This is a genomic window from Borreliella americana, from assembly GCF_021043605.1.
Taxonomy (GTDB): Bacteria; Spirochaetota; Spirochaetia; order Borreliales; family Borreliaceae; genus Borreliella; species Borreliella americana.
In genome coordinates this window covers 13636-27522 of the sequence record NZ_JAJNFB010000001.1, presented here as the reverse complement: position 1 = coordinate 27522, position 13887 = coordinate 13636, and the positions used below count along the sequence as shown (strand labels likewise).

Annotated in this window: 11 protein-coding genes; all 11 read left to right on the top strand. The window is 30.9% G+C overall.

Annotated elements, in window-relative coordinates; genetic code table 11:
- The first annotated feature begins 3 nt into the window (after nt 1-3).
- The 11 genes from rpoC to LRB30_RS00065 all read left to right on the top strand — a co-directional run bounded on the left by rpoC (nt 4) and on the right by LRB30_RS00065 (nt 13885).
- The gene (gene rpoC, locus LRB30_RS00115; protein ID WP_231018591.1) at nt 4-4137 is read left to right on the top strand and encodes a DNA-directed RNA polymerase subunit beta'; all 4134 of its coding nucleotides are present in this window, start codon (nt 4-6) and stop codon (nt 4135-4137) included.
- Nucleotides 4138-4204: 67 nt separating this feature from the next.
- Nucleotides 4205-4579, top strand: coding sequence for a 30S ribosomal protein S12 (rpsL, locus tag LRB30_RS00110; protein WP_002656492.1), 375 nt, complete (start codon nt 4205-4207; stop codon nt 4577-4579).
- 24 nt (nt 4580-4603) lie between these two features.
- Nucleotides 4604-5077: a 30S ribosomal protein S7 gene (rpsG, locus tag LRB30_RS00105; protein ID WP_002556981.1), complete on the top strand. Its 474-nt coding sequence runs from the start codon at nt 4604-4606 to the stop codon at nt 5075-5077.
- Nucleotides 5078-5179: 102 nt separating this feature from the next.
- Entirely contained in the window at nt 5180-6205 is a 1026-nt protein-coding gene (gene bmpD / locus LRB30_RS00100; RefSeq protein WP_231013672.1) for a nucleoside ABC transporter substrate-binding protein BmpD, read from the top strand.
- A 321-nt stretch (nt 6206-6526) separates the two neighbouring features.
- A complete protein-coding gene (bmpC, locus tag LRB30_RS00095) occupies nt 6527-7588 on the top strand; it encodes a nucleoside ABC transporter substrate-binding protein BmpC (RefSeq protein WP_231013673.1) in 1062 nt (353 codons plus the stop codon).
- A 52-nt stretch (nt 7589-7640) separates the two neighbouring features.
- Nucleotides 7641-8660, top strand: coding sequence for a nucleoside ABC transporter substrate-binding protein BmpA (bmpA, locus tag LRB30_RS00090; protein WP_231013674.1), 1020 nt, complete (start codon nt 7641-7643; stop codon nt 8658-8660).
- Nucleotides 8661-8746: 86 nt separating this feature from the next.
- Nucleotides 8747-9772, top strand: coding sequence for a nucleoside ABC transporter substrate-binding protein BmpB (gene bmpB, locus LRB30_RS00085; RefSeq protein ID WP_231013675.1), 1026 nt, complete (start codon nt 8747-8749; stop codon nt 9770-9772).
- A gap of 113 nt (nt 9773-9885) precedes the next feature.
- Nucleotides 9886-11310: an MGH1-like glycoside hydrolase domain-containing protein gene (locus tag LRB30_RS00080; RefSeq protein WP_231013677.1), complete on the top strand. Its 1425-nt coding sequence runs from the start codon at nt 9886-9888 to the stop codon at nt 11308-11310.
- A 53-nt stretch (nt 11311-11363) separates the two neighbouring features.
- Entirely contained in the window at nt 11364-12728 is a 1365-nt protein-coding gene (gene mgtE, locus LRB30_RS00075) for a magnesium transporter (RefSeq protein WP_231013678.1), read from the top strand.
- A 48-nt stretch (nt 12729-12776) separates the two neighbouring features.
- Complete coding sequence (locus LRB30_RS00070; RefSeq protein WP_231013680.1) at nt 12777-13196, top strand: HIT family protein; 420 nt, start codon at nt 12777-12779, stop codon at nt 13194-13196.
- 26 nt (nt 13197-13222) lie between these two features.
- The gene (locus tag LRB30_RS00065) at nt 13223-13885 is read left to right on the top strand and encodes a hypothetical protein (protein WP_231018590.1); all 663 of its coding nucleotides are present in this window, start codon (nt 13223-13225) and stop codon (nt 13883-13885) included.
- Nucleotides 13886-13887 lie beyond the last annotated feature (2 nt).

Genomic DNA, 13887 nt, shown 5'->3' with positions numbered 1-13887 from the left:
TTTATGAAAGAGATAAAAGATTTTGAAAGAATAAAAATTAAAATAGCATCTCCTGACCAAATTAGAAATTGGTCTTATGGAGAAGTTAAAAAGTCCGAGACTATTAATTATAGAACTTTAAGACCCGAAAAAGATGGGCTTTTTTGTGAAAGGATTTTTGGTACTACAAAGGAATGGGAATGTTATTGTGGTAAATTTAAATCGATTAGATACAAAGGTATTATTTGTGATCGTTGTAATGTTGAGGTTACCCATTTTAAGGTTAGACGTGAAAGAATGGGGCATATTGAGCTAGCAGCTCCAGTTGCCCATATTTGGTATTACAAATATATACCTTCTAGGATTGGGCTTTTGCTTGATGTTACGGCATCTAGTTTAAATTCTATTCTTTATTATGAAAAATATGTAGTAATTGAACCGGGCGATACTGATCTTAAAAAAATGCAGCTTTTAAATGAAGATGAGTACATAGAGGCTAGAGAGCGATATGGTATGTCTTTTAATGCTTCAATGGGAGCTGAAGCTATTAAAACTCTTCTTGAAAATCTTGATCTTGATGAGCTTTCATCTAAACTTAGGATTCAAATGATAGATAAAGATGATAAAACCGATAAGAAACTCTTACGGCGTCTTGAAATTATTGAAAATTTTAAAATTTCTGGTAATAAGCCAGAATGGATGATTATGGAAGTCCTTCCTGTTATTCCTCCAGAGATTAGGCCAATGGTTCAGCTTGATGGAGGGCGATTTGCAACATCTGATCTTAATGATCTTTACAGAAGAGTTATAAATAGAAATAATCGCTTAAGAAAATTGCTTCTTCTTAATGCGCCAGAGATTATTGTGAGAAACGAAAAAAGAATGCTTCAAGAATCAGTAGACTCTCTTTTTGACAATTCTCACAAAAGAAAGGTTGTCAAAGGCTCATCTAGTAGACCCCTAAAGTCGCTTTCCGATGCATTAAAAGGTAAGCAGGGAAGGTTTAGACAAAATCTTCTTGGCAAAAGAGTAGATTATTCTGGTCGTTCTGTTATTGTTGTTGGTCCTGAGCTAAAGCTACATCAATGTGGATTGCCGGCAAAAATGGCTCTTGAACTTTTTAAGCCCTTTGTGATAAGGAGACTGATTGAGAGTGAAGCTGTTTTTAATATTAAAAGAGCAAAGAATTTAATAGAGCAAGAAGTTGACGAGGTGTGGCAAATTTTAGATCTTGTTATTAAAGAGCATCCCATTCTTTTAAATAGGGCACCTACTCTTCATAGACTTGGGATTCAAGCTTTTGAACCTGTGTTAGTTGAGGGCAAGGCAATAAAATTACATCCCCTAGTTTGTCATGCATATAATGCGGATTTTGATGGCGATCAAATGGCAGTACATGTGCCCCTTACTCCAGCAGCACAAGCTGAAAGTTGGGCCTTAATGCTTTCAACAAACAATCTTTTAAATCCCGCTAATGGGCACCCTATTGTTTTTCCATCCCAAGATATTGTTTTGGGTCTGTATTATTTGACTATGGAAAAAAAGAGTGTTGTTGGAGAAGGTAAAAAGTTTTTAAACTTTAGTAATGTTATTCTTGCCATAAATAATAGGAGTCTAGATTACAATGCTTCTATTTATGTAAAAATTGATGGCGAGTACAAAAAAACTACAGCCGGTAGGGTTATATTTAATGAGGCCTTACCCAAGGGAATTGAATTTGTAAATAAAACTCTTAGTGATTTGGAGTTACAAATTTTAATATCAAAAGTTTATGTAGTTCATGGTTCTTCTGCCGTAATTGAAATGCTTGACATCATCAAGGAGCTTGGCTTTAGGTATGCCACTAAGTTTGGGTGTACAATTAGCATGAGCGATATTATTGTTCCTGATGAAAAAAGAACTTATGTAGAAAGGGCTAATAAAGAAATTGCTAAAATTCAAAATGATTATGCCAAAGGCGTTATTACTGGTGAAGAGAGATATAACAATGTGGTTTCTGTTTGGTTAAAGACTAATGAAGAGCTTACCAATAAGATGATGGAAATTTTAAAGAGAGACAGAGATGGATTTAATGTTATATACATGATGGCAGATTCTGGTGCTAGGGGTAGTAGAAATCAAATAAGACAACTTGCCGGCATGAGAGGATTAATGGCAAAAACTTCTGGTGATATTATTGAGCTTCCAATTATTTCTAACTTTAAAGAAGGTCTTTCTGTAATAGAGTTTTTTATATCTACAAATGGAGCAAGAAAAGGTCTAGCAGATACCGCGCTTAAGACTGCTGATGCTGGATATTTAACTCGAAGATTGGTAGACATTGCTCAAGATGTTGTTGTTAGAATAGAAGATTGTGGAACTATAAACGGAATAAAAGTTGAGACTGTAAAAAATGGTGAAGAAATATTAGAATCTTTGAAGGAAAAAGCCGTTGGAAGTTATTCTATTGAAAGAATAAAAAATCCAATTACCGGCGAGATTGTTTTAGATGCAAATGAAGAAATTTCGGAAGCCAAAATAGAGTTATTAGAGAAAATTGGTATTGAAAAACTTGTGATTAGATCTGTTTTAACGTGTGAAGCTGAGCATGGCGTTTGTCAAAAATGTTATGGTAGAGATTTTTCTAAGAATAAACCTGTTAACATTGGTGAGGCTGTAGGAATAATTGCTGCTCAGTCTATAGGTCAACCCGGCACCCAATTAACCATGAGAACTTTTCATATTGGTGGAGTTGCTCAGGCTGGTAGTGAGGATGATAAAATATCCTTAAAGAATGCTTTTATACTTAATGGCATAGAAGGTTTTAATGTTAGAGTTGACGACGGAATTCTTTTCACAAGAAAAGGAACTTTAAAAATAATCAATGTTTTTTATGAGGAAAAAATTAAGAACATAAAAGAGATTAAAGTTTTAGATTCTCAAAGAGTAATAAAAGGAATCCCTTTGTTTGTTGATAAAAAGGGCGTAGAGATTCTCTCTTCTTACATCGGTTATGTCAAATTAAGAGACGATAATTTTTTCATAGTATCAGAAGAGCAAGAAGTTGCCTTGAAAGCGGGAACAACGCTTGAAATAGAAGTTGGTGATTATGTTGAATCAGGCAAGGTTATTGGTACATTTGATCCATTTGCAGAGCCTATTATTGCAGAGGTTGAGGGTAAAATTAAATTTAAAGATATTATTTTAGGAACCACTCTTAAAGAGGAGATAAATACTGAAACAGGCAATGTTGAAAAAAGAATTACAGATAATGTTTTTGAGTCTCTTGATCCTAGAATTTTTATTATTGATAGCAGTGGCATGGAGGTTGCATCTTATGTATTACCGGGTGATGCTTATCTTCAAGTTGAAGATGGCCAGAGTATTAACATAGGAGATGTTATTGCGAAACTTTCTAAAGGTTCTGAAAAAACCCAAGATATTACAGGGGGGTTACCCCGTGTTAATGATCTTTTTGAAACAAGAATTCCCAAGAATTTGACTGAAATGGCTAAAGTAAGTGGAATTGTGCAATTTAAATCAATTCAAAAAGGTAAAAGACTTATTAATATTTTAGATGAGTATGGTGTTGAGCATAAGCATTATATTCCAGCCGGAAAACATCTTTTAGTTAGGGATGGAGATGTTGTTAAAGCAGGAGATATGCTTTGTGATGGTAGAATTAATCCCCATGATGTGCTTGAAATTTTAGGTGGAATTAGTTTACAAGAATTTTTGTTGGCAGAAATTCAGGATGTTTATCGAAAACAGGGTGTTAGTATTAATGACAAACATATTGGTGTGATAATTAAGCAAATGATGAAAAAAGTTAAGATTGTTGCGGTTGGTGATACTAATTTTGTTTATGGGCAAAAGGTAGATAAGCACACTTTTTATGAGCAAAATAGAAAAGTAATCGAACAGGGTGGTGAGCCAGCAATAGCGAGTCCAATTCTTATAGGAGTAACTAAGACTTCTCTTAATATAGATTCTTTTATTTCCGCAGCTTCTTTCCAGGAAACAACAAAAGTATTGACAGATGCTTCTATTGCTGGAAAAATAGATGATCTTAGAGGATTGAAAGAAAATGTTGTAATTGGACATTTAATTCCTACTGGAACTGGCATGGGACTTTATAAGAAAATTAAAGTTAGTGAAAATATCGATTCTAAAGTTTAACTTGAAAATAAGTGATATATTTGTTACCATTTTATTAATAGTTTCAAGAAAAGGAGAGCGTTGATAAATGCCTACAATCAATCAGTTAATTAGAAAGCCTAGAAAAAGTCAAACGGAGAAGACCGCATCTCCTGCGCTTCAGAATTGTCCTCAAAGAAGAGGGATTTGTACACGTGTAATGACTGTAACTCCCAAAAAACCTAATTCAGCTTTAAGAAAAGTAGCGCGTGTTAGACTTTCAAATGGATTTGAAGTAACAGCATATATTCCAGGAATTGGTCATAATTTACAAGAACACTCTGTGGTTCTAATTAGAGGTGGTCGAGTTAAAGATTTGCCTGGGGTAAGGTACCATATTGTTAGAGGAGCTAAGGATACCCTTGGTGTTAATAATAGAAAAAAGGGTAGATCTAAGTATGGCACAAAAAAGCCTAAGGCTTAGCTTAAAGGTGGGTTAATATTAAATATGTCAAGAAAAAATAAAAAAATTAAAAAGAAAGTTTTTGTTGATACCAGATATAATTCTAGAATTGTTGCAAAATTTGCAAACAGAATGATGTATGATGGAAAAAAATCAATAAGCGAGAGTATACTTTATAGTTCAATCGATTTACTTGCCGATAAGCTTGAAGAAAGCGACAAGATGGCTGTTTTTTATAAAGCTTTAGATAATATTAAGCCACTAGTAGAAGTAAGAAGTAGGCGGGTGGGAGGTGCTACATATCAAGTTCCTGTTGAAGTTAGAGAAGAGAGAAGAGAGGCTTTGGCTATGAAGTGGATTATTTTTGCTGCTAGAAAGTCTAGCGGTAGGTCTATGAAAGAAAAGTTATCAAACGAACTTTTAAATGCATATAATTCTACTGGAGCTGCTTTTAAGAAGAAAGAAGATACTCATAGAATGGCTGAAGCAAATAAAGCTTTTACTCATTATAGATGGTAAAAAGACACCTTTTTAAGGTGTCTTTTTTGTTTATATGCTGTGTATTATGATAACTATTTTTTATATTTTTTTATTAATATTAAAAGTAAGGAGGATATTTTTGTGTTAAAAAAAGTTTATTATTTTTTATTTTTTTTATTTATTGTTGCTTGCTCTGGCTTTAATGATGGTAAGTCGGGGACAAAAACGGTTTCGCTTATGGTTGATGGTACTTTTGATGATAAAGGATTTAATGAAAGTTCTTCTAAGGCGATAAGAAAATTAAAGGCAGATTTAAATATAAATATAATTGAAAAAGCTTCCACAGGCAATTCTTATTTAGGAGATATTGCAAATTTAGAAGATGGTAATTCAAATTTGATTTGGGGAGTTGGTTTTAGATTGTCAAACATTCTTTTTCAAAGAGCCAGCGAGAATGTTTCTATTGATTATGCAATCATAGAAGGAGTTTATGATGAAATTCAAATACCCAAAAATCTTCTTAATATTAATTTCAGATCTGAAGAGGGGGCTTTTTTAGCAGGATACTTTGCGTCAAAGGCTTCTAAAACCGGTAAGATTGGATTTATTGGAGGAGTGAGGGGAAAAGTTTTAGAATCTTTTATGTACGGATATGAAGCTGGTGCTAAGTATGCAAACTCTAATATTAAAGTGGTTTCTCAATACGTTGGTACATTTGGAGACTTTGGACTTGGTCGCTCAACAGCATCTAATATGTATCGAGATGGAGTTGATATTATATTTGCAGCTGCAGGACTTTCTGGTATAGGGGTAATTGAGTCCGCAAAAGAGTTGGGGCCCGATCATTATATTATTGGAGTCGATCAGGATCAATCATATCTTGCTCCTAATAATGTTATTGTTTCTGCTGTAAAGAAAGTTGATTCATTGATGTATAGTTTAACAAAAAAGTATTTAGAAACTGGAGTTTTGGATGGGGGCAAGACCATTACTTTTGGACTTAAAGAAGATGGACTTGGTTTGGTCTTAAATGAAAACTTAAAATCAAATTATTCTGAGATTTATAACAAATCATTGAAAATCAGACAAAGTATAATGAATGGCATAATAAAAGTGCCCTATGACAAGGTATCTTATGATAACTTTGTTTTGCAAATGGAAAATTAGCTTGATTTTTATTGAGTTGGTTTGTGAGAAATCTTTTTAATTTTTTAAAGATATTTTATAGATTTTTTTAATTATTGTAAGTTTTAATTTAAAGTAATCTTGCAAAAGGGTTTAAATTTGGATATTATGATGATGTGGGAAAAATTGTTTTTTCTCCATCATCGTGTTTTTATTAATTCTAGAAGTATTTTTTTAAAAGGGTATATTAAAATTTTTATTTTATAAATAAAGAATGCTACTTGTTAGTAGAATAAAGTTAATATTTTAATTTTTAAAAAATTCTAAATTTTTTAAAAAAATTTTGTAAGGAGAGGATTAATTTTGTTTAAAAGGTTTATTTTTATTGCTTTATCTTTATTAGTGTTTGCTTGTTTTAAATCTAATAAAAAGTCTGTAAAATCTGACAAAGTTATTGTAGGTGTTTTGGCTAATGGTAGCTTTTATGATAAAGGCTACAATCAAAGCGTTTATCATGGTGTTGTAAAACTTAGAGATAATTTTGGAATAAAACTTATAACTAAATCTTTAAGGCCTTATCCTATTGAGGGTAAAAGACTTCTTACTGTTGCTGAGGCAATGACAGAGGACGCTTATGAGGTTCAAAAAAATCCTTTAAATCTTTTTTGGATGATTGGATACGAATTTTCTGGTTTATCAATTAAACTTTCCTATGAACGTCCAGATATTTATTATGGTATTATAGATGCTTTTGATTATGGTGATATTCAAGTTCCTAAGAATTCATTGGCTATTAAGTTTAGAAATGAAGAAGCTGCATTTTTGGCTGGTTATATTGCTGCTAAGATGAGCAGAAAAGAAAAAATTGGATTTTTAACAGGGCCTATGAGCGAACATTTAAAAGATTTTAAGTTTGGTTTTAAGGCCGGAATTTTTTATGCTAATCCTAAATTAAGATTAGTTTCAAAAAAAGCACCCTCTTTTTTTGATAAAGAGAGGGGCAAATCAATGGCTCTATTCATGTATAAAGAGGATAAAGTGGGCGTTATTTTTCCAATAGCTGGTATAACTGGTCTTGGAGTTTATGATGCTGCTAAAGAGCTTGGACCTAAATATTATGTTATTGGGTTAAATCAAGATCAATCATATATTGCGCCTCAAAATGTTATTACTTCAATACTTAAGGATGTTGGCAAGGTTATTTACTCTATTTCATCAGAGTATATTAATAATGGAGTTTTTAAGGGTGGGATCGTTATTGATCGGGGGCTAAAGGAAGGAGTAATAGAAATTGTTAAGGATCCTGATATTTTAAATAATAGATTAGTTGATGAAGTTATTGATCTAGAAAATAAAATAATAAGTGGAGAAATTATTGTTCCTGATAGTGAATATGCATTTGATTTATTTAAATCAAAGTTATAAACTAGTTATAAGCTACTTAGGTATAGCTTTATTTGTAAAGGGGGAATAGTTTATGAATAAATTGTTGTTGTTGATTTTGTTTGAGAGTGTTATTTTTTTATCTTGTAGTGGTAAGAGTAGTCTTAAGAGCGAAATTCCTAAAGTATCTTTAATGATTGATGGTACTTTTGATGATAAAGGATTTAATGAGGGTGCTTTAAATGGAATAAAAAAAGTTAAAGAAGAATTTAAGATTGAGATTGTTTTAAAAGAATCCTCATCAAATTCTTATTTATCTGATCTTGAAGGGCTTAAGGATGCAGGTTCAGATTTAATTTGGCTTATAGGGTATAGATTTAGCGATGTGGCCATGGCCGCCGCTCTTCAAAATTCTGATATGAAATATGCAATTATTGATCCTGTTTATTCTAACGAGCTTATTCCTGAAAATTTGGCGGGCATGACCTTTAGAGCTCAAGAGGGTGCATTTTTAACAGGTTATATTGCTGCAAAACTTTCTAAAACAGGTAAAATTGGATTTTTGGGAGGAATAGAAAGTGAGATAGTAAATGCATTCAGGTATGGCTATGAAGCTGGTGCAAAGTATGCTAATAAAGATATAAAGATATCTACTCAGTTCATTGGTAATTTTACTGACGCTGAGGTTGGTAGAAGTATTGCAACTAGAATGTATTCTGATGAAATAGATATTATTCATCATGCTGCAGGTATTGGAGGAATTGGAGCTATTGAGGTTGCAAAAGAACTTGGTTCTGGGCATTACATTATTGGAGTTGATGAGGATCAGACATATCTTGCTCCTAATAATGTAATAACATCTACAATTAAAGATGTTGGTAGAGCTTTAAATATTTTTACATCCAACTATTTAAAAACTAATACTTTCGAAGGTGGCAAATTAGTAAATTATGGCCTTAAAGAAGGCGTTGTTGGGTTTGTAAGAAATCCTAAAATGATTTCCTTTGAACTTGAAAAAGAAATTGATATTCTTTCTAGCAAAATAATCAACAAAGAAATTATTGTTCCATTTAATAAAGAAAGTTATGAAAAATTTCTTAAAGAATTTATTTGAATAAAAAAATAATTTATATGTTTTATTTTTAAGTATAAAAAACATATTGGTTTTGTTTGAATGATTGAAATGGAGAAATGCTCTATATGAGGATTGCAATTTTTATATTCGGTATTTTTTTGACTTCTTGCTTTAGTAGGAATGGAATAGAATCTGGTTCAAGAAAAATTAAGATATCCATGTTGGTAGATGGTGTTCTTGATGACAAATCTTTTAATGCTAGTGCTGATGAGGCTTTGTTGCGTTTGAAAAAAGATTTTCCAGAAAGTATTGAAAAAGTTTTTTCTAATGCTGTTTCTGGAGTTTATTCTAGTTATGTTTCAGATCTTGATAATTTAAAAGCTAATGGTTCAGATTTGATTTGGCTTATAGGGTACATGCTTACAGACGCATCTTTATTGGTTCCGTCAGAAAATCCAAAAATTAGCTATGGAATAATAGATCCTGTTTATGGAAATGATGTTCAGATACCCCAAAATTTGATTGCTGTTGTTTTTAGAGTAGAGCAGGGTGCTTTTTTAGCTGGCTATATAGCAGCTAAAAAAAGCTTTTCTAGAAAAATAGGTTTTATAGGGGGAGTGAAGGGCAACATAGTAGATGCGTTTCGCTATGGCTATGAAGCTGGTGCAAAGTATGCTAATAAAGATATACAGATTATAAGTGAATATTCTAATTCTTTTTCCGATGTTGATATTGGTAGGGTCATAGCTAATAAAATGTATTCTAAAGGGATAGATGTAATTCATTTTGCAGCTGGCTTGGCAGGACTTGGTGTTATTGAGGCAGCAAAAAAACTTGGCGATGGTTATTATGTTATTGGAGCCGATCAAGATCAGTCATATCTTGCTCCTAAAAATTTTATTACCTCTGTTATAAAAAACGTTGGGGACGCATTGTATTTGATTACTAGTGAATATATTAAAAATAATAATGTTTGGGAAGGTGGAAAAGTTGTTCAAATGGGATTAAGAGATGGTGTTGTTGGGTTGCCCAATGCGAATGAATTTAAATACATAAAAGTTCTTGAGAGAAAAATAATCAATAAAGAGATCATTGTTCCTTGCAATCAGGAGGGTTATGAAATTTTTATAAAACAAATATTAAAGTTATAAACTTTTGAAATAAAAAGATTTTAATTTCCCAGCTTTTAATTTTTTTAATTATGTTATATTTATTGTGTTATAATAAATATAAGTACATTTCTATTGTTTTAGAGGATTTGGCATTGAATAAAAAGATGTTTCCCAAAATTTACTATTATGATCAAGACTTTATTGATATTTATAATAAAAGTTTATCTTGGATTCAAGATAAGGTTATTTTACAAAAAGTTTCTGATAGGAGCAAAAAAGACAAAAATTATTATTCGGAAAATTGTGATTATATAGATCAGATGCAAGCTTGTATGTCAAGCTTTTTTCTTGTCTATAGTAACGGGGAATATTCATCTACATCTGCAATTGATAAGTTTTATCAATTGCAGGAAGAATCTGGTGCAATTAGAGCTAGATATGATAATAACAATGCTATTATTGATCTTGATGAGAATGAAGAGAATATTGGATTTCCTATTTTTGCGTGGGCTGAGTATAACTTATATCATAAAACAGGAAATAAAAAGAGAATTTCTGAAGTTTTGCCAATTCTTGATAAGTATTATAAATGGATAGAGAGAAAATTTTTAAAGGAAAATGGTCTTTATTCAATTGATGTAAATAAAATTTTTTATAAAAACTCTCCAAGATTAGATGCATACTATCCTATAGATTTTAATTCATTACAAGTTCATAGTGCATATTGTATTTCTAAATTGGCAGACATTTTAAATGATAAAAATTTATCACTTGAATATAAAAAACGATTTTTTTCTCTTAAGGTTAAAATTAATTCTTTAATGTGGAGCGAAAAAGATGGATTTTATTATGATCTTGATGTTAATGAAAATATTCTTGGAATTAAGACAATAGTAGGATTTTTCCCAATGCTTTCCGAGATTCCCAGCGAAGACAGGATAGAAAGGATGGTTTTTTATTTAAAAAGCACCAATCATTTTGGAACTCCAAATCCTTTTCCAACACTTTCTGTTAGTGAGCCGGGTTTTAATGAGGATGGTAATGGATATTATGGCTCAGTTTATACTTATATGAATTTTTTTGTAATTAAAGGTCTTGAATATTGTGGTCGTGCAAATATTGCAAGAGAATTTACTATAAGACATTTGTATTATATATTAGACACTTTAATGCCTTTTAATAAAATTAAAGGGTATATTTGGGAAGCTTATAAACCTATGCAAGAAGGACCTGCATATTTTGATTCTAATAAAAAAACTTATACTGAGAAAGGTCTTATTTGTTATCTTGCACTTTTTAGTATTAGTTTGATGATAGAAAATATTATTGGGCTTACAATTAGTTTACCTGATAAAACTGTATATTGGAACATACCTACTCTTGAGATTATGGGGATAGAAAGCTTATCTCTTAAAAAGAATCAAACTACAATAATTTGCAATAAAGGGAAAAGAGGTTGGGAAATAAAAATGGAATCTGAAAAGCTTTATTATTTTACAATAAATATATTAAATAAAAAAGAAAAAACTCTTCCGATTCCTTCAGGAAGATGTTCTATGTTATTGGATAAGCTTTGATGAATTAGATTCATTAAATGTCTTGTAAAATTTAAATTTTTGGAGGCCTTTTAATGATAGATATCGATGAATTGAGAATTTTTCTTAAAGAGAAGAGCTATTCTAAAATTAAAGAAAAATTTTTAAAGCATGATTCCTTTGATATTGCTGAGGCTCTTAAAAGGCTTAATGGATCTGAATTGATTTTGCTCTACAGATTTTTGCCCAAAAAAATAGCAGTTGAAACTTTTTCTAATTTTGACCAATCTACAAAAAATAAATTAGCAAATTCTTTTACTAATAAAGAAATAAGTGAAATGATTGATGAACTGAATCTTGATGATGTTATTGACCTTTTAGAAGAGGTCCCTGCAAATGTTGTTCAAAGATTTTTGGCAAGTTCTACAGAAGAAAATAGAGAAATTATTAATAAATTTTTGTCTTACAGTGATGACTCTGCAGGTTCGATCGTAACAATTGAGTATGTTGAGCTTAAAGAACATTTCACAGTTGGTAAAGCTCTTGATTATATTAGAAGGGTAGCTAAAACCAAAGAAGATATTTATACTTATTATATTACAGATGATGAAAAGCATTTAAAAGGAGTTATAAAAATTGAAGATTTGATATTGGCTAAAGATGATGTTATTCTCTCGTCAATAATGAGAAGTAGCGGGTTTTATATTGTGGGAGTCAATGATGAAAAGGAAGATGTTGCACTTCTTTTTCAGAAACATGATATTACCAGTGTTCCCGTTGTTGATAATGAAGGGAGAATGATAGGGGTTATTATTATTGATGACATTTTAGAGGTTATTCAATCTGTAAATACTGAAGATTTTCAAATGATTGCAGCTGTTAAACCTTTAGATACCTCTTATCTTGATACTTCTATTTTAGTTATGACAAAAAATAGGATAATTTGGCTTTTAGTTCTCATGGTGTCTTCTACTTTTACAGCTACAATCATTTCAAATTATCAAAATTTAATGTTGTCTTTAGTGGTTTTAGCTAGTTTTATTCCCCTTTTAATGGATACTTCAGGCAATGCTGGCTCTCAGGCGTCTGCATTAATAATTCGTGAGCTTGCTCTTGGTACTGTCAAGGTAAAAGATTTTTTTAAAGTGTTTTTAAAGGAAATATGTGTTAGTATTCTAGTGGGAGCAATTCTTGCTAGTGTTAATTTTTTAAGAATTGTATTTTTTGTAGCTCCACACCATTCTGATAAGCTAAAAATAGCTTTTGTAGTTTCATCTTGTTTGATGGTAAGTTTAACAGTAGCAAAGATATTGGGAGGTCTTTTGCCCATTGTTGCTAAAATTTTAAAGCTGGATCCAGCACTTATGGCAGGCCCTTTAATTACTACGATTGCAGATGCTATTACTTTAATAGCTTATTTTAATATAGCAAAATGGGTTTTAGTTAGTTATGCTGTTTAAATTTTATTTAAATATGTTGATTATTATTTTTTATAATAGGATATTTTAATGTATGATTGTATTTTTTGTAAAATAGTAAACAAAGAGCTTCCTAGTTATAAAGTTTATGAGGACGATTTAGTTTTAGCATTTTTAGATATTAATCCTTTAACTGTTGGGCATACTCTTGTTATTCCTAAAGAACATAGTGATAATTTATTGAACATGGATGATAAATTTAATGAGAGAGTTTTAAGGGTATGTAAAAAAATTTCAAATGCTTTAAAGAGAATAAATTTAAGCATTTATGGTGGAATAAATATTTATTCTGCTTTGGGGGTTGGAGCAGGGCAAGAAGTTTTTCATACTCATTTTCATGTAATTCCAAGATTTAAAAACGATGTTTTTGGTTTTAGGAGAGGCCCTAAACTTAATCTTGAAGTTGAAAAATTTAAAGAATTGTCTATGCAAATAAGTATGAATATTTAACTTTATTTTGCTAAAAAGGATTCTTTATGAGAAGAAACTTTTTATTTTTTTTTGTTTTTATGCTCAGTACATTAAGGATTTATTCAGGAATTCCTGGTTATCTTAATGTATACAGCGGAGTTGGGGTTGGCGTTGATAATTTTACTCAAGATTTATTCTTTTATGAAAGACTTAAGTATCAATTTTTCAGTGGATTTGGTGTTAATGTTTCTCAAAATTTAGCATTTGGCGGAGAATTTAATTTAGATATTAAATTTTTACCCGACCATACTGCTTACACCAATGAGATTATATTTATGTTGGATGATCAAGTATATTTGAAGCAGTCTCTAAATTATTTCATAATAAAAGATGTTACATTCTCAATGAGAATGTATGGTAATTATTTCTTTTTACCTTATACTCCAATGTTTAGTTTAATCTTTTTTACAGGTTTAAAATTTTCATACATTGGTGCAAAAGTTTGTTTTATAGATTCAAGTGATTGGGTATTATTGGATAATTTTGTTTTGGGAATAGACATTGGAGCTAGAATTACTATGGATTTTATTTTTTTGGAATATACAGTTTCTCCAATTTTTTACAACAAACCTTTGCTTTTAAATCAAATGCATAAAATAACATTAGGATTTATTTTTCAGTATGATGTAGCAACAAAAAATGAAAGCGAAATACTTTCTATTTTGTAAAT

Excerpts from the sequence above, each read along its gene's own strand:
- rpoC (WP_231018591.1), top strand. The coding sequence starts at position 4 with ATGAAAGAGATAAAAGATTTTGAAAGAATAAAAATTAAAATAGCATCT.
- rpsL (WP_002656492.1), top strand. The coding sequence starts at position 4,205 with ATGCCTACAATCAATCAGTTAATTAGAAAGCCTAGAAAAAGTCAAACG.
- rpsG (WP_002556981.1), top strand. The coding sequence starts at position 4,604 with ATGTCAAGAAAAAATAAAAAAATTAAAAAGAAAGTTTTTGTTGATACC.
- bmpA (WP_231013674.1), top strand. The coding sequence starts at position 7,641 with ATGAATAAATTGTTGTTGTTGATTTTGTTTGAGAGTGTTATTTTTTTA.
- bmpB (WP_231013675.1), top strand. The coding sequence starts at position 8,747 with ATGAGGATTGCAATTTTTATATTCGGTATTTTTTTGACTTCTTGCTTT.
- mgtE (WP_231013678.1), top strand. The coding sequence starts at position 11,364 with ATGATAGATATCGATGAATTGAGAATTTTTCTTAAAGAGAAGAGCTAT.
- LRB30_RS00070 (WP_231013680.1), top strand. The coding sequence starts at position 12,777 with ATGTATGATTGTATTTTTTGTAAAATAGTAAACAAAGAGCTTCCTAGT.
- LRB30_RS00065 (WP_231018590.1), top strand. The coding sequence starts at position 13,223 with ATGAGAAGAAACTTTTTATTTTTTTTTGTTTTTATGCTCAGTACATTA.